19 protein-coding genes are annotated in these 23,566 nt (G+C 67.2%); 10 read left to right on the top strand and 9 right to left on the bottom strand.

The window, feature by feature from the left end:
* The first annotated feature begins 92 nt into the window (after positions 1-92).
* From AQZ52_RS15180 to AQZ52_RS15200, 5 genes are all read left to right on the top strand, one after another.
* Positions 93-443 (top strand): VanZ family protein, encoded by a 351-nt coding sequence (locus tag AQZ52_RS15180; protein WP_067912838.1) that lies wholly within the window; start codon positions 93-95, stop codon positions 441-443.
* A gap of 49 nt (positions 444-492) precedes the next feature.
* Complete coding sequence (locus AQZ52_RS15185; protein ID WP_067912840.1) at positions 493-1,731, top strand: threonine ammonia-lyase; 1,239 nt, start codon at positions 493-495, stop codon at positions 1,729-1,731.
* 199 nt (positions 1,732-1,930) lie between these two features.
* Complete coding sequence (locus tag AQZ52_RS15190) at positions 1,931-2,782, top strand: arginyltransferase (protein ID WP_067912843.1); 852 nt, start codon at positions 1,931-1,933, stop codon at positions 2,780-2,782.
* Entirely contained in the window at positions 2,664-4,985 is a 2,322-nt protein-coding gene (locus AQZ52_RS15195; RefSeq protein ID WP_156424982.1) for an autotransporter assembly complex protein TamA, read from the top strand. Before AQZ52_RS15190 ends, AQZ52_RS15195 begins: the two co-directional genes overlap by 119 nt.
* Positions 4,985-9,241: a translocation/assembly module TamB domain-containing protein gene (locus tag AQZ52_RS15200; RefSeq protein ID WP_067912846.1), complete on the top strand. Its 4,257-nt coding sequence runs from the start codon at positions 4,985-4,987 to the stop codon at positions 9,239-9,241. The genes AQZ52_RS15195 and AQZ52_RS15200 overlap by 1 nt, the downstream gene beginning before the upstream one ends.
* A 63-nt stretch (positions 9,242-9,304) precedes the next feature.
* On the opposite strand, the gene AQZ52_RS15205 is transcribed toward AQZ52_RS15200, so the two are convergent.
* A complete protein-coding gene (locus AQZ52_RS15205) occupies positions 9,305-10,729 on the bottom strand; it encodes an aldehyde dehydrogenase family protein (RefSeq protein WP_067912849.1) in 1,425 nt (474 codons plus the stop codon).
* Between the two features lie 241 nt (positions 10,730-10,970).
* Here AQZ52_RS15205 and AQZ52_RS15210 point away from each other — a divergent pair, with 241 nt between their 5' ends.
* Entirely contained in the window at positions 10,971-13,262 is a 2,292-nt protein-coding gene (locus AQZ52_RS15210) for a putative bifunctional diguanylate cyclase/phosphodiesterase (RefSeq protein WP_067914036.1), read from the top strand.
* Between the two features lie 4 nt (positions 13,263-13,266).
* On the opposite strand, the gene AQZ52_RS15215 is transcribed toward AQZ52_RS15210, so the two are convergent.
* The 5 genes from AQZ52_RS15215 to map all read right to left on the bottom strand — a co-directional run bounded on the left by AQZ52_RS15215 (position 13,267) and on the right by map (position 17,331).
* Entirely contained in the window at positions 13,267-13,749 is a 483-nt protein-coding gene (locus tag AQZ52_RS15215; RefSeq protein ID WP_156424983.1) for a CHAP domain-containing protein, read from the bottom strand.
* Positions 13,750-13,971: 222 nt separating this feature from the next.
* The gene (gene glnA / locus AQZ52_RS15220; protein WP_067912854.1) at positions 13,972-15,381 is read right to left on the bottom strand and encodes a type I glutamate--ammonia ligase; all 1,410 of its coding nucleotides are present in this window, start codon (positions 15,379-15,381) and stop codon (positions 13,972-13,974) included.
* Between the two features lie 119 nt (positions 15,382-15,500).
* Positions 15,501-15,839, bottom strand: coding sequence for a P-II family nitrogen regulator (locus AQZ52_RS15225; protein ID WP_067912857.1), 339 nt, complete (start codon positions 15,837-15,839; stop codon positions 15,501-15,503).
* Positions 15,840-16,144: 305 nt separating this feature from the next.
* Positions 16,145-16,378 carry a hypothetical protein gene (locus tag AQZ52_RS15230; protein ID WP_156424984.1) on the bottom strand — a complete coding sequence of 78 codons (234 nt, stop codon included), beginning with the start codon at positions 16,376-16,378 and terminating at the stop codon, positions 16,145-16,147.
* Positions 16,379-16,503: 125 nt separating this feature from the next.
* Positions 16,504-17,331, bottom strand: a complete 828-nt coding sequence (gene map / locus AQZ52_RS15235) for a type I methionyl aminopeptidase (RefSeq protein WP_067912862.1) — start codon at positions 17,329-17,331, stop codon at positions 16,504-16,506.
* A 118-nt stretch (positions 17,332-17,449) separates the two neighbouring features.
* Here map and AQZ52_RS15240 point away from each other — a divergent pair, with 118 nt between their 5' ends.
* Genes AQZ52_RS15240 through AQZ52_RS15255 form a run of 4 tightly spaced genes read left to right on the top strand, consistent with a single transcriptional unit; the run spans position 17,450 to position 20,677 of the window.
* A complete protein-coding gene (locus AQZ52_RS15240) occupies positions 17,450-18,862 on the top strand; it encodes a leucyl aminopeptidase family protein (protein ID WP_067912865.1) in 1,413 nt (470 codons plus the stop codon).
* Positions 18,859-19,263, top strand: a complete 405-nt coding sequence (locus tag AQZ52_RS19150) for an SH3 domain-containing protein (RefSeq protein WP_240481693.1) — start codon at positions 18,859-18,861, stop codon at positions 19,261-19,263. The genes AQZ52_RS15240 and AQZ52_RS19150 overlap by 4 nt, the downstream gene beginning before the upstream one ends.
* Entirely contained in the window at positions 19,260-20,183 is a 924-nt protein-coding gene (argC, locus tag AQZ52_RS15250) for an N-acetyl-gamma-glutamyl-phosphate reductase (RefSeq protein WP_067912871.1), read from the top strand. The genes AQZ52_RS19150 and argC overlap by 4 nt, the downstream gene beginning before the upstream one ends.
* The gene (locus AQZ52_RS15255) at positions 20,183-20,677 is read left to right on the top strand and encodes a DUF427 domain-containing protein (protein WP_067912874.1); all 495 of its coding nucleotides are present in this window, start codon (positions 20,183-20,185) and stop codon (positions 20,675-20,677) included. Before argC ends, AQZ52_RS15255 begins: the two co-directional genes overlap by 1 nt.
* A gap of 2 nt (positions 20,678-20,679) precedes the next feature.
* Here AQZ52_RS15255 and AQZ52_RS15260 read toward each other — a convergent pair whose 3' ends face one another.
* The 3 genes from AQZ52_RS15260 to AQZ52_RS15270 form a co-directional block, all read right to left on the bottom strand.
* Positions 20,680-22,026, bottom strand: coding sequence for an alkaline phosphatase family protein (locus AQZ52_RS15260; protein WP_067912877.1), 1,347 nt, complete (start codon positions 22,024-22,026; stop codon positions 20,680-20,682).
* Complete coding sequence (locus tag AQZ52_RS19260; RefSeq protein ID WP_067912880.1) at positions 22,026-22,883, bottom strand: TonB-dependent receptor; 858 nt, start codon at positions 22,881-22,883, stop codon at positions 22,026-22,028. Before AQZ52_RS19260 ends, AQZ52_RS15260 begins: the two co-directional genes overlap by 1 nt.
* A gap of 359 nt (positions 22,884-23,242) precedes the next feature.
* Entirely contained in the window at positions 23,243-23,560 is a 318-nt protein-coding gene (locus AQZ52_RS15270; protein ID WP_067912883.1) for a 2Fe-2S iron-sulfur cluster-binding family protein, read from the bottom strand.
* Positions 23,561-23,566: the final 6 nt, after the last annotated feature.

A 23,566-nucleotide genomic window follows, 5' to 3' on the forward strand; every position in this document is an offset into this window, starting at 1 on the left:
AGCCGCTTTGCCGCGCATCGCCAGCCGGAATCGCGCCGCGCCCGAGCAAACGGTGCTTGTGCCGCAGCGCCTTGCGGGGCTAGCGCTTGGCCATGCTGCACCGCAACGGAATCATCGCACCGGCCTTCTGGCTCTGCCTCGCCGGCGCTGTCACGCTGGCGCTGCTGCCGCATCCGCCGCATATCCCCGCAATGGGCGACAAGGCGCAGCACATGCTGGCCTTCGGCACGCTCGCGTTTCTCGGTGCGCTGGCGTTTCCGCGCTTTCCCCGGGTGCATCTGGCCGAGCGGCTCTCGTTCCTGGGCGCGCTGGTGGAAGTGCTGCAGGCGATCCCCGCGCTGCACCGGGATTGCGATATCCGCGACTGGATCGCCGATACGATTGCCATTGTTGCCGTGCTGGCCCTGCTGCACATGCTGAATCTTCCGCGCCGCAAGCGCTGAGCGCAACGAAGGTTCCCTTGAGGGCAGGTTTCGATTAGGGCCCTAGCCAATGAGCACGAGCACCACCGCCCCCGCCGCCCTCCTGACTCTCGACGACGTCCGCGCTGCTGCCGGCCGGATCGCCGGGCAGGTCGTGCGCACGCCCACGCTCCACAGCAAGACGCTGAGCGAGATTACGGGCGCGGAGATCTGGCTGAAGTTCGAGAACCTGCAGTTCACCGCCGCCTACAAGGAGCGCGGCGCGCTGAATGCGCTGCTGCAGCTTTCGGACGAACAGCGCGGGAAGGGCGTGATCGCCGCTTCGGCGGGCAACCACGCGCAGGGCCTGTCGTATCACGGCACGCGGCTCGGTATGCCAGTCACCATCGTGATGCCGCGCACCACGCCGACGGTGAAGATCATGCAGACCGAAAGCGTCGGCGGCACGGTTGTGCTGGAGGGCGAGACCTTCGACGAAGCCTATGCCTATGCGCGGCTGCTGGAAGCCGAGCGGGGCATGACCTTTGTGCATCCCTTCGACGATCCGCAGGTCGCGGCGGGGCAGGGCACAGTGGCGCTCGAAATGCTCGAGGACGTGCCCGAGCTGGAGACGCTGGTGGTTCCGATCGGCGGCGGCGGCCTGCTCTCGGGCATGGGCACCGCGGCGCGCGCGCTGAAGCCCTCGATCGGGCTGGTCGGCGTGCAGGCGACGCTGTTCCCCTCGATGTATGCCAAGCTCAAGGGCCTCGAGCTGCCCTGCGGCGGCGATACCATCGCGGAGGGCATCGCGGTGAAGGAGCCGGGCACGTTCACCTCGGCGGTGCTCAAGAAGATCGTCGACGATATCGTGCTGGTGAGCGAACCCTCGCTCGAAACCGCGGTGGCGCTGCTGCTGCAGATCGAGAAGACCGTGGTCGAGGGCGCCGGCGCGGCGGGGCTGGCGGCGGTGATGACGCACCGCAAGCGTTTTGCCGGGCGCAAGATCGGCCTTGTGCTGTGCGGCGGCAATATCGACACGCGCCTGCTCGCCAACGTGCTGCTGCGCGATCTGGCCCGGTCTGGCCGGCTGGCCCGGCTCCGGCTCACCCTGCAGGACCGCCCGGGCGCACTGTTCAAGGTGGTCGAGGATTTCAACCGGCATCAGGTCAACATCCTCGAAGTCTGGCACAACCGCATCTTCACCTCGCTGCCGGCCAAGGGCCTTACGGCCGAGATCGAATGCGAGGCGCGCGACCGCGAGCAGATCGACCTCTTGGTGGCGGGCCTGCGCGCCAAGGGCTATGACGTGCAGCAGGTGGAGCTCGGTTAAGGCTGTTTGGTCACACCCCGGGCGCCGCGCATCCCGTTTCGGCACGGTGGGCGGCCTGACCGGGCCTCTGCTGCGAATTCCCTGCCGATTAACTACCTTTGCTGGTTAATGGCTCTTTCACCAATCGCGCCAGTGATGCATGTTGCTTTCACAAGGCGTTGCCGGATGGGCCGGCGGCGCGAGAGGATCGCAGCCTGCCGTGACCGCGCCCGTCCGCTTTCCCCGGTTCTTCGTGACCAGCCCGAGCCCGTGCCCCTATCTGCCGGGGAAGACGGAGCGCAAGGTGTTCACGGAGCTCAAGGGACCAAACGCCGACGAGCTCAACGACGCGCTTGGCCGTATCGGTTTCCGCCGCAGCCAGACGGTCGCCTATCGCCCCAGCTGCATCGATTGTTCGGCCTGCATCTCGGTGCGCGTGGCTGCTGCTGAGTTCGCGCCTTCTGCCACCCAGCGCAAGAACCTGAAGCGCAACAGCGATCTCGTCGTCACCGCCTGCAAGCCGTGGTCCACCCCGGAGCAGTTCGAACTGCTCCAGCGCTATCTGGCAGCGCGCCATCCCGGCGGCGGCATGGCCACGATGGACGAGATGGACTTCGCCGACATGGTCGAACACACCCCGGTCAGCACGTTCGTGATCGAGTATCGCGAACCCGGCATCGACGGGCAGCCCGGCAAACTCGTCGGCGCCTGCCTGACCGACCGCCAGGGCGACGGCCTGTCGATGATCTACAGCTTCTACGAACCCGATCATGCCGAACGGCAGGGGCTTGGCAACTTCATCATTCTCGATCACATCTTTCATGCCGCCCGCATCGGTCTGCCCTATGTCTACCTCGGGTATTGGGTCGAAGGATCGGCGCGGATGCAGTACAAGGTGAGGTACCGGCCGCTCGAGCGGCTCGGCCGCGAAGGATGGGAACGCTTTGACCCCGATGAGCAGGCCCGCGCGATCGACCGCGCTGCGACCGCAAGGGGGGCAGACCGGCGAATCGCGGACGATACCGGCAAGGACGGTCTCGCCGCCGCACAGGCCCAGTATCGCCACATCTGAAGGCCTGCTGGCCCGATTACCGGCCCTGCTGCCTGCGCTGCTTCTCGCAGCCCTTCCGCATGTCGTACAGGCGCAGTCGCGCGAGGCTGATCAGGCGCTCGAGGACCTGATTCCCGATGCCGCGCTGGACGACCCCAAGGCCTGGGCGAACGATACCGACGCGGCCAAAGTGCCCGTGCCCGATCCCAAGATGCTGCTCTCGCCGGACGCGATTGCGCCGCTGACAGGCATTCCCGCGATCACGCTGGCCTGGCCCGATGCGACCGAACTGCCGCCGATCACCCCGCTTGCGCCCGATGCCGATATCGGCGCGGCAGCCGAACAGGCCAAGGCGGCGGGCGACGCGCTGGCAACCGACACCGATCCGGGCAGCGGGCGCGGCATTGGCCAGATTCCGGACGCGAGCCTGTTCCCGGTTTCTCCGCAGCTCACGCTCGCCTTCCCGCCGGAAGCAGACATCCTGCCCGAGCGGGAGGCTGTGACCGAGCGCTTCGGCATGCTGGCCGCGCTGCGCAAGTTCGGCAACGAGGAGGACAACCTCGCCCAGCTGACCCGGCGCGCGCGGCAGGATACCGATCTTCTGCAGCAAGTGCTCAAGGTCTACGGCTATTATGATGCCGAGGTGTTCCAGAGCACGACCGGCTACACCGCACCCGCCGAAGGCAGCGGTCCGGCACCGACCATCGACCTCAGAAAAGTCGGCGTGCGCTTCGATGTGCGGCCGGGGCCGCGCTACACCTTCTCGCGCATCAGCCTGGGCGATATCGCCTCTGCCCGCGATGCAGCCGTGCTTACCCGCGCCTTCGCGCTGGCACCGGGCGATCCGGTCAACAGCGACCGCATCGTCGCCGAACGCGATCACCTGATCACCGCGCTGGGCGAGGGCGGCCACGCTTTCGCGCAAGTCGGCGTGCCCGATCTTTCGATCGACCATGCCCAGCGCACCGGCGAACTTGCCGTGCCGGTCACCAGCGGTGGGCAATACGTGATCGGGCAGGTCAGGAGCTCGCTGCCCGATTACCTGTCTGCCCGCCACCTTTCGCGGCTTGCCCGGTTCCGGCCCGGCGATACCTTCCGCAAATCGCGCATCGACGATCTGCGGCAGGCGATCCTGGCGACCGGGTTGGTCTCGTCCGTCACCGTTACCCCGCGCGAGGCCGCGCCGGCGGCGGACCAGAAGCCGGGGGTCGCCGATATCGATGTGACCCTTGCCAAGGCCCCGCAGCGCACGATTGCCGGCCTGATCGGCTATTCCAGCGGCGAGGGCGTGCGGGTCGAGGCGAGCTGGGAAAACCGCAACATGTTCCCGCCCGAGGGCCTCGTGCGCTTCCGCGGCGTGGTGGGCACGCGCGAGCAGCTGGCGGGGGCGACCTATCGCCGCAACAATTTCTTCGGGCGCGATCAGGTGCTGACCGCCGATCTCTATGCGCAGACGCGCCGGACAAACGCCTACAACGCGCGCACTCTCTCGTTCTCGACCACGTTCGAGAAGCAGACCACGCTGATCTTCCAGAAGGCCTGGGTCTGGTCGACGGGCATCGAACTGCTGGCGACGAGCGAACTGCCCGCCGCTGCCGGCTCTGCCCGCACCACCTATTTCATCGGCGCGCTGCCCTTGCGCGGGGCCTATGACGGCAGCAACGACCTGCTCGATCCCAAGCGTGGTGCGCGCGTCTCGCTGCGGTTCAGCCCGGAAATCTCGGTGCAGAACGGGACGCGCTCCAGCTATGTGCGCGTGCAATTCGATGCGAGCGCCTACCAGCCTGTCAGCCGCCGCGTGGTTCTGGCCGAGCGGATGCGGCTGGGCACGATCCCCGGCACCTCCGTCAGCGGGATCGCGCCGTCGCGGCGGCTCTACGCGGGTGGCGGGGCCTCGGTGCGCGGCTTTGCCTATCAGGCGGTCGGTCCACGCGATGCGCTTGGCAATCCCAGCGGCGGACGCAGCCTTTCCGAATTCTCGCTCGAAGCGCGCGTCAAGACCGGGCTGATGAGCGGGGCCGTCAGCGTGGTGCCCTTCGTCGATGCGGGCACAGTGGGCACCACCGCCTCGCCCACGATCAACGGCCTCAAGATCGGTATGGGCCTCGGCGTGCGCTATCAGACCAGCTTCGGCCCGATCCGCATCGATCTGGGCACCCCGCTCAATCCGGCGAAGGGCGACAGCCGCATCGGCGTCTACGTTTCGCTGGGGCAGGCGTTCTGATGGCCAGCGCCGCGACCCCGCCCGAGGATGCCGCGCCTGCGCCGACCCCGCCGCGCAGGGGCACCCTGCGCCGCGTGCTGGGCTGGGGGCGCGGGCTGGTGCTGGCAGGGCTGCTGTTCGTGCTGGCGCTTGGCGGATCGGCCTTCGTGCTCGATTCCTCGCTGGGCCACCGCTTCGTGGCGGACCGTATCGCGGCCATTGTGCCGGGATCGGGCCTGCGCATCCGCATCGGGCGGATCGACGGGACGCTGTTCGGGGCCATGAGCCTGCACGAAGTGGTGCTCAGCGATCCCCAGGGCCGCTTCATGGTCGTGCCGGAGGCCTCGCTCGATTGGCGGCCGCTGGCGTGGTTCGGGTTCGATCCGCGCTCGGGGCTGTTCAAAGGCCTCGATATCCGCGCGCTGATCCTGAAGCGCGCGACCCTGCTGCGCGCCCCGCACCTGAAGCCCGGCGATCCCGACGAGCCGATCCTCCCCGATTTCGATATCCGCATCGACAAGCTGGTGGCGGAAAACCTCGTCGTCGAGCGCAGCGTGATGGGCGACCGGCGGCGGATCGACTTTGCCGCGCGCGCCGACATCCGCCACGGCCGCGCGCTCGTCAGCCTGGGCGGGCGACTGGGCGGGCGCGACAGGCTGCGCCTGCGGCTGGACAGCGAGCCCGATCGCAACCGGTTCGCGCTCGATTTCATCTACAACGCGCCGCGGGACGGACTGCTGGCCGCGCTCAGCGGGGTGAAGCGCGATATCGCCGCGCGCGCCGGGGGCAAGGGCACGTTCCAGGAATGGCATGGCTGGGGCGCGGCGACGGACAACGGCCGCAAACTTGCCGCTTTCGAACTGGAGAACCGCAGCGGGCGGTACCGGCTGGCCGGGCAGGTGTTCCCCGGCGATCTGTTCGGTGCCGCCGCGCGGCGCGCCAGCGGCGAAAAGGTCGCGCTGGTTGCCGCGGGGACAGCGGCCAGCGGCACCCTGCGCGGCACCCTCTTTGTCGGCGGGGCGGCGCTGCGCGGCACGGCCGCAGGTGCGCTCGATCTGATCAACAACCGCGCCGAGGCGGTGAAAGTGCGCGCCGTGCTGGCCCGGCCCGAACTGCTGCTGGCCGGTTCGGGCGTTGCGCTGGAAGGCGCGCGGCTGAACGCCACTGTCGATGGCCGCTTCACCGCGCTGGCCGTGATCCACACGGTTTCCGCCACACGCCTGCGCAGCGGGGCAGTGCTGGCAGAAGGCCTGCGCACGGCCGGAACCGCGCATTGGGATGGCCGCCGCCTGCGCCTGCCGCTGTCGCTCACCGCGGCGCGGGTGAGGACGGGGGAGGCCATGGTCGATCCGCGTCTGCCCGGGGCCCGGCTGACCGGCGATCTGGTGCTGGGCGGCGGCAAGCTGCGGTCCGATCGGCTCGACCTCGCGCTCAAGGGAGCGTCGGCCCGCCTTGCGCTGGACGGCGATCTCGCGCGGCGCCGCTTCGTGTTGTCCGGCCCGGTCGCCGTCGGGGGGATCGCACTGCCCGATCTGGGCGTGGTCAATGGCGAGGCGCGCATCCAGCTGACGGTCGGGGCCGGCCAGCCGTGGCTGCTCTCTGCCGAAGGCAGCGGGCGCATGGCGCGCATCGACAATGGCAGCCTCGCCACGCTGACCGGCGGCAATGTGCGCCTGCGGGCGGCGCTGGTGGTCGGCGCGGCGCAGCCGTTGGTGGTGCGGCGGGCCGAGCTCGCATCGGACAAGCTCACTGCGGCGCTGCACAGCTGGAGCCGGCCGAACGGCGTGCTCACGCTGCAGGGGGACGGGCGCCATAGCGAATACGGTCCGTTCACCTTCGAGGCGGCGCTACCCGAGGACGGACTGCACGCGGCTCTCGTGCTCGCCGATCCGCTGCCGGCCGCCAGCCTCAAGGACGTCCATCTCGCGCTCAGCCCCGAAGGCGATGGCTTCCGCATCGAGACCACGGGCGATTCGCGGCTCGGTCCGTTCAGTGGCCTGCTCGCGCTCACGATGCCCAAGGACGAGCCGGTGAAGATCGCGATCCAGCGGTTCACCGTCTACCAGACCGAGATCACCGGCAGCCTTGCCCTTGCCGGCGCAGGGGTCACCGGCAACCTCGCGCTGGCCGGCGGCGGGGTGACCGGCACCATCGATCTCGCGCCCGATGGCGCCGGGCAGACGCTCAAGGCCGCGATCACTGCGAAGGCCGCGCGCTTTGGCGGTGAAAATCCGATTGCGGTGGGCAATGCCCTGCTCACCGCCGAAGGGCGCATCGAAGGCGGCAACACCACGCTGCAGGCCTCGCTCAAGGCCGAGGGGATCAGCGCGGGCAAGCTCTTCATCGGGCGCCTCGGGGCGGATGCCGCGCTCGTCAACGGCTCGGGCAGCGTCACCGCCTCGCTCACCGGGCGAAGCGGCACGAGCTTTGCTCTGCAGGGCACCGGCGCCTTCTCGCCGGACCGGATCGTGGCGTTTGTCGCCGGCGACTACGCGGGCCGGGTGATCTCGATGCCTCGCCGCGCGGTGCTGGAGCGGGAGCCGGACGTGGCGGGTCAGGGCCAGTCGGCCGGCTGGCGGCTGGAGCCCACGCAGATCGATTTCGGCCGCGGCACGATCATTGCCAGCGGCCATGTGTTGGGCGGGGCGACCAAGCTGCAGCTCATGCTGTCGCGCATGCCGCTGTCGGTGCTCGATATCGTGCTGCCCGATCTGGGCCTCGGCGGCCTTGTCTCCGGCGTGATCAATTACGAGAACGACCACCTCGGCGCGCCTTCGGGCCATGCCGCCGTCGAAGTGAAGGGCCTCACCCGCTCGGGCCTTGTCCTCACCTCGCGGCCGCTCGATCTGGCGCTGGTGGCCGAGCTTGATCCGGCGGCCTTGCAGGTCCGCGCCGTCGCGCGCGAGGGCGCGGCGATGCGCGGGCGGTTCCAGGCGCTGGTGGCCGATCTGCCACGCGGCGGCTCGATGTTCGAGCGCGTGCGCGGCGGCACGCTCAAGGCCGAGCTGCGCTACAGCGGCCCCGCCGAGGCGCTGTGGCGGCTGGCCGCGATCGAGGTGATCGATCTGACCGGGCCGCTCGGCGCCGCGGCCAGCGTGACCGGCTCGCTCGATCACCCGGTGATCACCGGCGCGGTGGCGACGCGCGCGCTGCGGGTGCAATCGAACCTCACGGGGTCCGACGTGCGCGATGTCGAGGCGCTTGGCAGCTTTGCCGATGCCCGCCTCAGCCTGGCGCATTTCAGCGGAACGACACCGGGCGGCGGCACGGTGAGCGGCAGCGGCACGATCGACCTGTCGAACATCGCCACGCGCGGGGTCGGGCTTGATCTGAGGCTTGCCGCTGCGAACGCGCTTCTGATCAACCGCGACGACATGGCTGCGACGGTGACCGGCCCGCTGCGCCTCGTCTCCGACGGGATCGGCGGTACGATTGCCGGGCGCGTCCATCTCGACCGCGCGCGCTGGACGCTCGGCCGCGCGAGCGTGACCGAGCAGCTTCCGGCGATCCGGACCCACGAGACCAATCTGCGCGCCGATATCGCTCCGCCGCGCGCACGCTACACAGCGTGGAAATACCTGATCGACGCAGCGGGTGCGGACCGCATCGATGTGCGCGGGCTGGGCCTTGAAAGCGAATGGGGTGCCGACCTGCGCCTGCGCGGCGACACTACTGATCCGCAGATCTTCGGCAGCGCCGATCTCGTGCGCGGCGGCTACGAGTTCGCCGGCCGGCGCTTCGACCTTACCCGAGGGCGCATCCGCTTCGTCGGCGAGGTACCGGTCGATCCGCGGCTCGATATCGTGGCGGAAGGCGATGCCAATGGCGTCAGCGCCAAGATCGCGATCAACGGTTCGGCGCTGAAACCGCAGATCGCGTTCAGCTCGGTGCCGGCGCTACCCGAGGAAGAACTGCTCAGCCGTATGCTGTTCGGCAGCTCGATCACACAGATTTCCGCGCCTGAAGCGGTGCAGCTTGCCTCTGCGCTCGCATCGTTGCGCAGCGGCGGCGGGCTCGATCCGATCAACCGGCTGCGCAATGCCATCGGGCTCGATCGGCTGCGCATCGTCAACGCCGATGCCTCGATCGGCCGCAGCACCTCGATCGCGGTGGGCAAGTATCTGGGGCGGCGGGTGTTCGTCGAGCTGATCACCGACGGGCGCGGCTACAGCGCGACTTCTGCCGAGTTCCGCATCACGCGCTGGCTGGTGCTGCTCGGCACGATCTCCACGATCGGCGACGAAAGCCTCAACCTCAAGGCCTCCAAGGATTATTGAGCCCACGAAAAACCCCGCGCTGCACCGGCAGCGCGGGGTCTGTCTGCATTCGGCCAGCCGCGCTTATGCGCCGGCGATGGTCTTTACTTCCATGAAGTCCCTGAGACCGTAGATGCCGCCTTCGCGGCCGTTGCCCGATTGCTTGTAGCCGCCGAAGGCACCGCCCTTGACGCCGCCCCACTGGTTGACCGCGACGAGGCCGGCGCGCAGGCGGCCGACGATGCCCTTGGCCGTCTCGACGTCGCCGGTGACCACCGCCGAAAGCCCGTAGGCCGTGCGGTTGGCCAGCTCGATGCCATCCTCGATGCCGTCATAAGTGGTGATCGTGGCGACGGGGCCGAAGGTCTCTTCGCGGAAGATCGTCATGTCCGGCGTGACGTCGGAGAACACGGTCGGACGGATATAGTAGCCGCGGTTGACGTTGTCCGGCAGGCCGGGGCCGCCTTCCAGCAGCGATGCGCCCTCGGCAATCGAGGTGTCGATCAGCGACTGCACCTTGCTCCACTGCGCCTTGTTGACGACCGGACCGATGTGCATGCCTTCTTCTTCGGGGCTGCCGACCTTCACCGCCGCGAAGTAGTTCTTCACGAAGGTTTCCGCCTCCTCCTTGCGCGACTTGGGCACGAGGATGCGGGTGGGCGCGATGCAGCTCTGCCCGGTGTTGGCGACGATCCCCTGCAGCGTGCCCGGCAGCGTCGCGGCAAAGTCCGCGTCTTCCAGCACCAGGTTGGGCGATTTGCCGCCGAGCTCCTGATGGACGCGCTTGACCGTGTCGGCCGCGTTCTTGGCGATCTGGATACCCGCGCGGGTCGAGCCGGTGAAGCTCACCATGTCGACATCGGGGTGGACCGTCAGCGCGACGCCGACACCCGGGCCATCGCCCTGCACGAGGTTGAACACGCCGGCCGGAACGCCTGCGGCATGCATCACTTCGGCCATGATCACCGCGTTGGATGGGCACTCTTCAGAAGGCTTGAGCACGACGGTGTTGCCGGCTGCGATGCACGGTGCGATCTTGGCGCAGATCTGGTTGAGCGGCCAGTTCCACGGCGTGATCGCTGCCACCACGCCGATCGGTTCGTGGACGAAGCGGGCGTTGGCACCCGGCACCGGGGCTTCCCATTCGAAGCCTTCGAGTGCCTCGAGCGTGCCGAGAATGTAGCCGATGCCGGCACCCACCTGTGCGGTGCCCGCGAAGCTGATCGGCGCGCCCATTTCCTCGCTGATCACCTTGGCGAAATCGGGAATGCGCTTCTTGTATTCGGCCAGAATGCGCTCCAGCAGGGCCTTGCGCTCTTCCACCGAGGTCGCGGCAAAGGCGGGAAAGGCGGCCTTGGCGGCGGCGACGGCCTTGTCGACATCGGCCTGGCTGCCAAGCGTGATGGCCGCGCAGGCCTCTTCGGTCGCAGGGTTGATCACTTCGTGGCGCTTGCCGCCCTCGCTGGGGGTCCAGGCGCCGTTGATGTAGTGCTGCAGATGCTCGCGCATCGGTGTTCTCCCGAGTTGGCCTGTGGCCGAAGGATTGAGGGTCTCGCCCCGACGATGGCAAGTTCGGTAGCCGATTGCAACGCATTTGACGCCTGCGTTTTGCCGCTCTTCCGCGCATCGCCGGCAAGGCCATGCTAACCCTCTCGAGCGGCGGGAATTGCGCCAAACTCGAAGCATTCTGCTGCGCCTTCCGTAAGCGGCGCTAACCGTTTCTTTCCATCCTGCCCTTATGTCCGATCCGATGGGTCTGGACCAAATCGACCGCGTCTCCAGCGCGCGATCCTCGGTGCGCAATCTGCGCACGGGATGGGTTGCGCTCGCGACGTTCATGGCGTTGCTTGCCCTGTCCGCCCTGCTCGTTGCGGTGTTTTCCCGCTCCACTCGCATTGCCGACGAACTGGCGCGCGAGGACGAACGCGTCCTTGTCACCCGCTATCTCGACCAGCTTGGCAGCTCGATCGTCGCGGCGCAGAAGGTCCAGCTGACCTGGGACGATGCCATGCGCAACGCCGTTCTTTCGGACAACGTGACGTGGGCCAACCACTTCCTCGGCGATTTCGTGTGGAACAATCTCGAGACCGACGCGATGTTCCTCGTCAAGCCCGACGGGACGCTTGTGCATGGCTGGGCACAGGGCCGACCGACCGGGGATGCCGGCTATCAGGAAGTGCGCTGGCATGTCGAAGACCTGATCGCGCGGGCCAAGAGCAACGTGCCGCTGGGCGGACGGATCGCCGGCATGAAGAAGCTGGCGGATGTCGATTGGCCGGTTGCCGCCTCCGGCCAGCCGCTCAACCGCTGGGCCGCCACGGCCGTGCTGCGCCGCGGCCGGCCCGCGTTCCTCACCGTCGTCGCGATTGTGCCCGACAACGACTACGGCCTGCTGAAGCGCGAGCCCAACTACGTCGCGACCGTGCGCTATCTGGATGGCTCGATCCTGAAGAAGATGGGCGGCGATCTGGTGCTGCGCGATATCAGCTTCCGGCCTGACGAGGTGACGGTCGGATCGGCCAATTCCGTGCCGCTCACCACCGCATTCGGCGATCACATCGGCTGGATTGCCTGGACCGCGAAGGAGCCGGGGCCCAAGATCGTGCAGCGTACCACGCCGGTGCTTGCCACCTTCATCCTGTTCTTCCTCGGCGTTGTGGCCGGCGGTGCGGTGATCGTGCGGCGCATGCGCATGACTGCGAACGAACTCAAGGCAAGCGAAGCGCAGGCCCAGCATAACGCGCTGCACGATGCGATGACCGGACTGCCCAACCGCGTCTATTACATGCAGCGCCTGCGGACGCTGCTTACCGAGTTCATCGAGGGCGAGGCCGAGGGCAATCTCTTCGTCGCCTATATCGACATCGACGGCTTCAAGCTGGTCAATGACACCATGGGTCACCACGTGGGCGACGAACTGGTGCGCCAGGTCGCGCACCGCCTGCGCGAGGCGCTGCCGCGCGATGCCTTTCTCGCCCGCTTCGGCGGTGATGAATTCGTGCTGCTCCACGCCAGCAGCGATGGCGCGCGTGCGGCCGACCGGCTCGGCAGCAAGATCATGCAGCTGATGCGCCGGCCTTTCATCATTTCGGGCAACACGCTCGAAGTTTCGGTGAGCTGCGGGATCAGCTGGGGACCCGAACAGAGCGAGGACCCGGGCGAACTGCTGCGCCGCGCCGATATCGCGCTCTACCGCGCGAAGCAGCGGGGGCGCGGACGCTACCGCCGCTTTACGCCGGACATGGATGCCAGCGTGAAGCTGCGCCGCGAAATGGAAATGGAGCTGCGCCTCGCGATCACCCGCGGCGAGCTTTCGGTGGCCTATCAGCCGGTGGTCGAGACCGGTAGCGGCGCGGTGCAGGGGTTCGAGGCCCTGCTGCGCTGGAATCATCCCGAACGCGGGGAGATCCGTCCGGACCTGTTCGTACCGATTGCCGAGCAGGGCGGGCTGATGATCGCGCTGGGCACCTGGGTGCTGCGCCACGTCTTCACCGAATGCCGCGCCTGGCCGAACTGCGACATTTCGGTCAATCTTTCGCCGCTGCAGATCATGGCGGGCGATTTCCTGCCGATGCTCGCGGGCCTCCTTGAAGAAACGGGCATGGACCCGCAGCGGCTGGTGTTCGAGGTGACCGAAGGGGTGATGCTCGATCGCAGTGCCCACGTGATCGGTGTGCTGCGCGAACTCAATCGCATGGGCATCCGTGTCGCGCTCGACGATTTCGGGATCGGCTATTCCTCGCTGTCGTACTTGCGCTCGTTCCAGTTCGACCGGATCAAGATCGACCGTTCGTTCGTTTCGAACATCGAGCGCGACCGCGATGCGCACTCGATCCTCTGCGCGATCACCGCGCTGGGCAAGACGCTGCGGATGAAAGTCGTCGCCGAAGGCGTCGAGACCGAGGTGCAGCGCCTGCTGGTGCAGGCCGCCGGCTGCGAACTGGTGCAGGGCTATCTGTTCTGGGCTGCGATGCCTGCCGAGCAGGCCCGAGCGCTGCTTGCCGAACGCGACACGGCCGCCGGGATGCGCCGCGCCTCTTGAAGGATCAGCCGGCGCTTGCCGTGGCAGCCGCGCTCGCCGTTACGGTGCGCGGATAGATGAAGCCCTTGGCGGTGCTGGGGCGCAGGCCCAGCGAGCGGGTCGGCGCAAACCACACGCGCACTTCGCTCCAGTCACCGGCGGCGGAAACATCGACCGCTAACACGCCGCGCTCGACCATGCCGGGGCGCGACCAGTTGGCGTGGTTGATCAGGATGTGGCGATCATCGACGACCTTGTGGACGACGGCGACGTGGCCATAGGGCATCGCGCGGGTGCCGGCGAAAGCGAGCACGGCACCAACCTTGGGGGCATGACCGCGATCATAGCGGCCTTCGGCATGGCTCCACCAATCGCGGGCATTGCCGCTGAGCTGCACATCGGAAACCTGCCGCGCATAGGTCACGCACTGGAGCCGCGCATGGGCCGCCGAAGGCAGCGCGAAGAGAGACAGGAGGGCGATGAACGCTGCGACCATGTTCTTGTGCATGTGCAGCATCTCTAAGGATCGGGGGCGATTCGAGGAGTCCGGGGGGCTTCCGTTCATCCTGCGGCCATCTCGACTCGTCCCGAGTCCATGAGTGGCTGTGGAAAAAATAACACCGGTCCGGGAAATCGCGCGGCCTTATCCGCGCCCAAGGAAAAAGGCGCCCGGACGCAAGGTCCGGACGCCTTTCCCGGGATACCCCGTGAAGCGATCTGATCGGAGGGATCAGGCGCTGTAGTACATGTCAAACTCGACCGCCGACGGCGTGGTTTCCCAGCGCATCACTTCGGGCCACTTGAGTTCGATATAGGCTTCGATCTGGTCCTTGGTGAACACGCCGCCCTGAAGCAGGAAGTCGTGGTCAGCGGCCAGCGAGTCCAGCGCTTCGCGCAGGCTGCCGCAGACGGTCGGCACTTCGGCGAGTTCAGCCGGCGGCAGATCGTAGAGGTTCTTGTCCATGGCTTCGCCCGGGTGGATCTTGTTCTTGATCCCGTCGAGACCGGCCATGAGCAGCGCAGAGTAGCACAGGTAGGGGTTGGCCATCGCGTCGGGGAAGCGGAATTCCACGCGCTTTGCCTTGGCGCCCGAACCGTAGGGGATGCGGCACGAGGCCGAGCGGTTGCGCGCCGAGTAGGCGAGCAGCACGGGGGCTTCGAAGCCCGGCACCAGGCGCTTGTAGCTGTTGGTGGTCGGGTTGGTGAAGGCGTTGAGGGCCTTCGCGTGCTTGATCACGCCGCCGATGAAGTAGAGGCACATGTCCGAAAGACCGGCATAGCCGTTGCCGGCGAAGAGCGGCTTGCCCGCATCCCAGATCGAGATGTGGGTGTGCATGCCGCTGCCGTTGTCCGACTTGATCGGCTTGGGCATGAACGTCGCCGTCTTGCCATAGGCCTGCGCGACCTGGTGCACGACGTACTTGTAGATCTGCATGCGGTCGGCGGTCTGGACGAGCGTGCCGAAGGTGAGGCCGAGCTCGTGCTGTGCCGAGGCCACTTCGTGGTGATGCTTGTCGCAGGGCAGGCCCATGTCGATCATGGTGCGGACCATCTCGGCACGGACATCGACGCAGCTGTCGACCGGCGCGACCGGGAAGTAGCCGCCCTTGGCACGCGGACGGTGAGCAAGGTTGCCGGCTTCGTATTCCTTGTTGGAATTGGTCGGCAGTTCGATGTCATCGATCTTGAAGCCGTTGCCGTCGTAGCCGTCGTAGAAGCGCACATCATCGAAGACGAAGAATTCGGCTTCGGGGCCGACATAGACCGTGTCACCCACGCCGCTCGCCTTGACGAAGGCTTCGGCGCGCTTGGCGGTCGAGCGCGGGTCGCGGGCATAGAGTTCGCCGGTCGAGGGCTCGACGATGTCGCAGAACAGGATCATCATCGGGGTAGCCGAGAACGGATCGACATAGGCCGCATCGAGATCGGGCTTGAGGATCATGTCGCTCTCGTTGATGGCCTTCCAGCCTTCGATCGAGGAGCCGTCGAACATCAGGCCGTCTTCCAGTTCGTCCTCGCCGAGCACGGTGGAGACCATCGTGAGGTGCTGCCACTTGCCCTTGGGATCGGTGAAGCGCAGATCAACCCATTCGATCTCTTCGTCCTTGATGCGGGCGAGAATGTCCTTTGCAGTAGCCATCGCTGGTCCTTTTACTGGCCCCGACCCGTGCCGGGGCGCTCAGTGGTCTAAACTGTGGGGAAGCCGCCGGCCCGCGACCGCCACCGGTTGAAATCGGAATGAAACCCCGGATCGTGTTCCTAGATCGCGTCGTTATCGCGCTCGCCAGTTCGGATGCGCAGCGCGCTTTCCACCGCGAACACAAAGATCTTGCCATCGCCGATGCGGCCGGTCTGCGCAGCAGAAGCGATCGCTTCGACCACGCGGTCGACCATGGCGTCGGTCACCACCACCTCGAGCTTCACCTTGGGCAGGAAGTCGACGACATACTCGGCGCCGCGATAGAGTTCGGTATGACCCTTCTGCCGGCCGAAGCCCTTTGCTTCGGTAACGGTGATGCCGGAAACGCCGATTTCGTGCAGCGCTTCCTTCACCTCGTCCAGCTTGAAGGGCTTGATGATCGCTTCGACCTTTTTCACTCGATCAATCCCTGCAGGCAGACCGGCTTTCGGCCGTGAGGCCTGTCCGGCGGTTGGTATTCGTACGGAGCCCGATACCGGATCTTCTATCCAAGAATCGTGCCACCCTTGTACCGTGCCTCACTAGGACAGGAATGAGCCGCGCGAAAGCGGGAAATCCGCCGCTCGGGCAAGATTGCATGCCGTCTGTGCTCTGCCGCATTGCGCAAGTTGCGCGGGAAGGATCGATTGCTGCACAAGTTTTGCGCAGAAGGTGCCCGATTTTTGGGCAGGACGGCCGTCTTCCAGCGGGTGGAAGCCGGCTTCTAATCCGTGGTGCGCAGATTGCCGGTCAGTGCCAGCCCCGCAAGCAGCATGCCCAGCGTGGCGAAGAAGAAGGCGGCGCCGATATTGCCGAAAAATCCCACCAGCGGATTGATGACAATATCAGAAAAGAAGCGGAGTCGGCCATGGACATTGGTCCAGGGACCATAAAACGATAGCGCTGCCAAAATCGCGCCAAGGGCCAAAGCATTTAAAGAAGCTGCAATACGAGACATGGACGATGCAACCGTCTATGATAGAACGGTCAAGGGCTTAGGCAAAATACCTTAACTGCCGGTTTCGTAGGACGTCGTCTGGGACAAGCGGACGAATTATTGCTCCATGCTATGCGAGCCGGTGGTCAATAAGGCGGCCGGTGGAGGCCCGCCGGGCTTAGCGTGAAGATCTCGCAGCCCGTTTCCGTCACCGCGATCGAATGCTCGAACTGCGCGGAGAGCGAGCGGTCGCGCGTTACAGCCGTCCAGCCGTCGTCGAGCAGCTTCACCCCCGGCTTGCCGAGGTTGATCATCGGTTCGATGGTGAAGAACATGCCGGGCCTCAGTTCCGGCCCGGTGCCCTTGTGCGCGGCGTGGATCACTTCCGGCGCATCGTGGAACAGGCGGCCGAGGCCATGGCCGCAGAATTCGCGCACCACGCCGTAGCGGTGGCGTTCGGCATGGGCCTGGATCGCCGCGCCGATGTCACCGAGCCGCGCACCGGGCTTCACCTGCTCGATGCCGATCATCAGGCATTCGTAGGTCACGTCGACCAGCCGCTTCGCCTTCAAGGGCACATCGCCGACGAGGTACATGCGGCTGGAATCGCCGTGCCAGCCATCGAGCAGCGGCGTGACGTCGATATTCACGATATCGCCATCGCGCAGGACGCGGGCTTCCGACGGGATGCCGTGGCACACCACGTGGTTGATCGAGATGCAGCACGAATGGGTATAGCCGCGGTAGCCCAGTGTGGCGGGAACGGCGCCGCCATCCAGCGTCATCTGGCGCACCACATCGTCGATCGCGGCGGTGGAGACGCCGGGCTGCACCATCGGCACAAGCGCATCGAGGATTTCGGCGGCAAGGCGCCCCGCCTTGCGCATGCCTTCAAAGCCCACGGGGCCATGCAGCTTGATCGTGCCGTCGCGCGGCATCACATCGGTCTCGTCGGCGATCACATAGTCGGTCATGGGGGGCATGTAGCGTGTTCCGGGCCGGATTGCGAGATCGCAGGGCTGCATCCGCGTTTCGTCCGGTGCAGTTTCCTCTCGCGCTGGCCGCCAAGCTGCGGCTAGGATCGGCGGCACGATGAACCAGCTTGATGCACTGATCCAGCCCGATCGCGGCCAGAAGGCCATTCCGCTCCACCTCGTCGACAAGGCAAGCCTGCCTCTATGGCTCGCCGGATTGACCGCCGCGCAGCGGGCGGTGCTGGCCGGACAAGGCTTCGAGGGCGGCGCGGGGGAAACCGCCATCGTCCCCGATGCGGCCGGGGCGGGCGAGGGCTGGTTCGCGGTTGGCGGGGTTGCCGATCCGGCGAACCTTGCAAGCTGGTGCCTTGCCCCGCTGGCGGACCGGCTTCCGGCGGGCACCTATCGGCTCGCCAATCCCGGCGCGGAAGGCCCCGCGCTGATCGGCTGGCGGCTCGCGCAATACCGCTTCGACCGCTATCGCAGCGACCCTTCGGAGAAGGGCGCACGGCTGCTGCTGACACACGCACTCGGTTCGATGAACGCGGCGCTGGCGGAGGCCGAGGCGGTCATCCGGGTGCGCGATCTGGTCAACACCCCGGCGGAGGACATGGGCCCCGCACAGCTCGAGGCGGAGGTGCGCGCGCTGGCGAAGGCGCACCACGCGGTGATCCATGTCGTCTCGGGCGATGCGCTGGAGCGCGAGTATCCGATGATCCACGCGGTCGGTCGGGCCGCAGCCCGCAGCCACGCGCCCCGGCTGATCGAGCTGGAATGGGGCGATCCGGCGCACCCGCGCCTCGCCATCGTCGGCAAGGGCGTCTGCTTCGATTCCGGCGGGCTCGACATGAAGCCGAGTTCGGCGATGGCGCTGATGAAAAAGGACATGGGCGGCGCGGCCCATGCGCTGGCGCTCGCGGGCCTCGTGATGGGCGCGGGGCTGCCGGTGCGGCTGCATGTGCTGGTTCCGGCGGTGGAGAACGCGGTGTCCGGCAATGCCTTCCGGCCCGGTGATGTGCTGCGTTCGCGCGCCGGGCTTTCGGTCGAGATCACCAACACCGATGCCGAAGGGCGGCTGGTGCTGGGCGATGCGCTGGTCCGCGCCTGCGAGACGAAGCCCGAACTGCTGATCGATTTCGCCACGCTGACTGGCGCGGCGCGCGTGGCGCTGGGGCCCGATCTGCCGGCGATGTTTTCGCGGACGGACGAGACGGCGAACGGTTTGCTGGCAGCGGGCCTCGAACGCGACGATCCGTGCTGGCGCCTCCCGCTCCACGAGGGCTACCGCGAAATGCTGAAATCCGACGTGGCGGACTTGCAGAACAGCCCCTCGGGCGGGTTCGCCGGGGCGACGGTCGCCGCGCTGTTCCTCGACCGGTTCGTGGCCGAAGGGGTGGACTGGGCACACTTCGACACATTCGCGTGGCGGCCCGCCGCCAAGCCGGGTCGGCCCAAGGGTGGCGAGGCGCTGGGCCTGCGTGCGAGTTGGGGGCTGATCCAGTCCCGCTTCGGAAAGAGCCACACGCCTTGAACCCTGAGCCCGATCCCTCTAAGCGCCCGGCTTTCCTGTTTGCCGGAAAGCCAGCCGTGACCGATCCGATCCTGCCCAGCCTTCATGCATCGCATTCGCTTGCGGGCCCCGCGCCCAAGGCGGAGGGCGCGGCGCATACCCGCGCGGTGCGCGGCGATCTGGCGCATGTGCGCTATGCCGGGCAGATCTTCGTCTCGCATTATGCCGTGCCGATGCCGCGCACGGTAGGCGCCGCTGGTGCCGCCCTTCACGCAGCGGGCCGCGAGGACGCCGAAATCGTCGGCACGCTGGCGGCAGGCGAGACCTTCAACCTGCTCGACAAGGCGGGCGGCTGGGGCTGGGGACAGCAGGGCGAAGACGGCCTCGTCGGCTATCTCCCGCTGGCGGCGCTGGAGCCATGACGGTTCAGGTCTTTATCGACGGCGCGGCGGGCACCACCGGACTCGAGATCGCCGATCGCTTGGCCGGCCGCAGCGAGTTCAGCCTGATCGCGCTCGATGATGCGCAGCGCAAGGATGCGAAGGCCCGCGCCGAGGCGCTGAATGCCGCCGATGTCGCGATCCTGTGCCTGCCCGATGATGCCGCGCGCGAGGCGGTCTCGCTGATCGCCAACGACAGGACCCGCGTGATCGATGCCTCGACCGCGCACCGCGTCGCGCCGGGCTGGACTTATGGCTTTCCCGAGATCGTGGGCCGCGATGTGGTGGCCGGGGCGCTGCGTGTCTCCAATCCCGGTTGCTATCCCACGGGCTTTCTCGGCTTGCTGGTGCCGCTGCTGCGCGCGGGGCTGCTGCCGGCAGACTGGCCTTATACCGTCAATGCCGTCTCGGGCTATTCGGGGGGCGGCAAGGCGCTGATCGCGCGGTTCGAGGACGATCCCGACATCGCCTATCGCGCCTATGGCCTTGGCCTTGGCCACAAGCACGTGGCCGAGATGCAGGGCCATGCCGCGCTCACCCACGCGCCGATCTTCGCGCCCGCTGTGGTCCCGGCGCATCGCGGGATGGTGGTGGAGGTGCCGGTGCCGCTGGCCGCCATGCCGGGGGCCGCCGCGCCTGACGCGCTGCGCGAGGCGCTGGCCGCGTTCTATGCCGGCAGTCCGCTGGTGCGCGTGCTGGACGGCGTTCCCGACGAGCTGCTCCTGCGCCGTTCGGACGCCCCGCGCGACGGGCTCGACCTCCACGTCTTCGCCAGCAAGGACGGTTCGCAGGCCCGCCTCGTCGCTCTGCTCGACAACCTCGGCAAGGGCGCCAGTGGGGCGGCGGTGCAGACGCTCAACCTGATGAGCGGTCTGCCCGAGACGGCTGGGCTGCGTCTGTAATGTGGCCGAACCCTGATCCGGTCCGTCCGGGGCAGGAAAGCGTCTGGGACTATCCACGCCCCGCGGTGGCGCGGGCCTGCACCGCGCATGTGGTGATCGAGCATCGCGGCCTGATCGTGGCTGATACTCGCCGCAGCGTGCAGACGCTCGAAACGAGCCATCCGCCGAGCTACTACATCCATCCCGACGACATCGCGCCGGGCGTGCTGCGGCGCGCTTCCGGCTCGTCGCTGTGCGAATGGAAGGGCGCGGCGGTCTATTGGGATGTGGTGGTCGAAGGCGAAGTGCTGCCGCAGGTCGGCTGGAGCTATCCCGGGCCCACGCGCGGCTTCCTCGCGCTCAAGGATCACGTTGCCTTCTATGCCGCGCCGTTTGACCGGTGCAGCGTGGACGGCGAGACGGTGGTGCCCCAGCCGGGCGCGTTCTACGGCGGGTGGATCACCAGCAAGGTTGCCGGGCCCTTCAAGGGCGGGCCCGGCAGCCGCGGCTGGTAAGGCTACTTCGCCAGCGCGATTGCCGGCTTTTCCGCATCCGGCAATGTGGCGCCCATGATCTTCGCCAGCGTCGGCGCGATGGCCCGCATGTCGATCTCGCCGAGGTTGCGGTTCCGCGCGACGCCCTTGCCCATAACCATGAAGGTCGAGCGCATTTCCGGCGCGGCGGGGAAATACCCGTGCATGCCCTTGACCGGGGAGGGGAAGGCGAGCGGGAGCGTGCCGTTCACGAACGGCCCGGCAACCGCGCCGAGCTTCAGGTTCACATAGAAGCTCGCGTCCGGATTGGCGCCTTGCGCCGCAATCGCCGGCGCTTCGATCACGCGCTCGATCCTGGCAGCGGGATCGGCGGCGAGCGTATCGAGCAGCGCCTTCACCTTCGCCTTGAGCGCCGCATCATCGGGCCGCGCGAGGCGGATCGCGAAGGAGCCGCCCGAGCCCCAGGGCGTTGCCTCGGCGGACGTGATCTTGCCGTCCGGGCCGAGCGTGACGAGGCCAGCATCGATAAACGGGCGATAGAGGTTGATCACGATATCGACGGGCGCGAAGCCGTGGTCGCTGACCAGCGCGATCACCGCATCGGGATGCGCTTTCATTTCCGCGCTGACGAGATCGCCGACAAGGCCGTCGATTGTCTCCAGAGCGGCGTGCGATTGCGCCGAGCCTGGGCCCGTCTCGTGCTGGGTGTGGTCGAGCGCGGCGAGGTACATCGTCATGAAACCGGGCGCGTGGCTGCCGATCATCTCGGTCCCGAAGCGCGCGCGGTTCACGTCGGCCGGCAGGTCTTCGGCCTTGCCGTCGGCGTAGGGCAGGTGCGCCGCCGTCTCGAGTTCGCCGATCAGCCCGGGTGTCGAAACGGCATCGAGCAGATGGCGGTCGTCGGCATGGCCGGTGCGCCAGATCTGCGCGAGGTTCCACGTCACGTTCTTCGCCGCGACCGAGACCGGCCAGAAGACGTTGCCGGTGGAGAGCCCGGCCTCATGCGCCGCATCCCACAGCGTGCGGGCCTTGTTGTCCTGCGCATACCAGAACCAGCCACCCTGGTTGATCTGCAGGGGATCGTAGGTGGTGTTGTTCACGATGCCATGCCGCGCCGGCGCCACGCCGGTGATCAGCGTGGTGTGGCTGGGGTAGGTCACCGTGGGCAGCACGCCGACGACGCCGGTCGCATAGGTGCCCTCGGCGAGGAACCGCCGCAGGTTGGGCACCTTGAGGCCGCGCGCATCGGCATCCTGCACATCGGCGGGCCGCAGCCCGTCGATGGAGATCAGGAGAACGGGAGCGGCGCGCGCTTCCCCTGCCAGCGCGGCAGCGAGAAGCGCAGAGGCGAGCGGAAGCGCGCGGCGCATCAGAAGCCCACCTTCACGGTTGCGAAGATCTGACGCAGGGCACCGGCGAGCAGCGTCTGGTTGTCGCCGCTGTTGCCGAAGCCGTTCGAGCCGATCGTGGCGACGTAGGACTTGTCGAACAGGTTGGCCGCGTTGATCTGCAGCTCCACCGGCTTGCGCATGCACAGATCGAACCTGTAGCCGAGCGTCGGATCGACGAGCGCACGGCCGGGGACCGACTGGTCGTTGGTGTAGGTGAAGTAGCGCTTCGACATGTAGTCAACCCCGATGCGGCCATAGAGCGGCCCCTGATCGTACGAAACCTCGCCGTGTACAAGGTGCTTGGGGCTGTCGGTGACGGTTTTGCCTGCGGTCGGGATCGTGGTAACGACATCGGTGCCCTGCGCATCCTTCGTGCGGATGACGACGTCGTTGCGGTAGGTGTTGTCGTTGCAGCTGTAGGAGGCCAGCACCGACAGGCCGTGGCCGAGGCGCAGCTCGCCGCTGGCCTCGAGGCCGAGCGCGGCTCTGGGATCGATCGTGGAGAAGCTCAGCGTGCCGCCGAGGTTGTTGGTCGACTGCGTGTCGATCGCGCCAGACCCTTGCGAAACCACGGTCGAGCCGATGTTCTCGGCCGTGACCGCGCGGCTGACGCGGCGGCCGTTGTAGTTGCCGTAGGACATGTCGCCGAGCGGGATGCCGTCGAGGTTGAAGCCGCGCAGCGTGATGCGGGTCGACCATTCATAGGTGCCGAACGCGTCGGCCGACTGGAAGTTCACCGAAGGCAGCTTGGCGATGGCCCGCAGCGGGCTGGTGCCGGCGGCAAAGGCCGTCGTGGCGAGCAGTGCAGTAACAGGGCGCGTAATTATCTCCCTCATGAGCCTGTGGTGTGCTGCGGCCGCCAAGGAGCCTCTTTGACAGTTTTAGTGTTATTTTTTTGAAGGTTATAAGAATTCGCGGTGTGCTTTTGGTGCAGCGCGACATAAAATCCGCACCGGATTTGCATTCGTGATCCAGCCGCGATGAGGCGTTGATCCGCAGCGGTGGACCGCTGCGCCCGCGGGCCGGGTTCTGGGCGTGTTCGGTCAGCCGCAGGCCTCATCCGAATGCCCGGTTCGAAGGGCCTCGGCCCTTTCGGGCTACCCCCGATCGCCCATACGAAAACGCCCCGTTCGCGTTGCCGCGACGGGGCGTCTTTCCTGTTGCAGAAGCGATGCGCGCCGCAGCGCGGGTCGGCTCAGTCTTCCGGCGCGATGGTGACCTTGAGGCCGTCGAGATCGGCGGTCAGCTGCACCTGGCACGAGAGGCGCGACGTATCGTTGCGGTGATCCGAGCTTTCGAGCAGGTCGTTCTCGTCTTCGCTCATCTTCGGCAGCTTGTCGGTGAAGGCGGGGTCCACGTAGATGTGGCAGGTGGCGCAGGAGCAGCAGCCGCCGCACAGCGCGAGGAGTTCGTCGAAACCGTTGTCGCGGATCGCTTCCATCACCGACAGGCCGGCAGCGGCCTCGACAGTGGACTCTTCACCCGAGCGGTTCACCACGACAAGTTTCGGCATCGACCT

The organism is Novosphingobium fuchskuhlense (assembly GCF_001519075.1).
Taxonomy (GTDB): domain Bacteria; phylum Pseudomonadota; class Alphaproteobacteria; order Sphingomonadales; family Sphingomonadaceae; genus Novosphingobium; species Novosphingobium fuchskuhlense.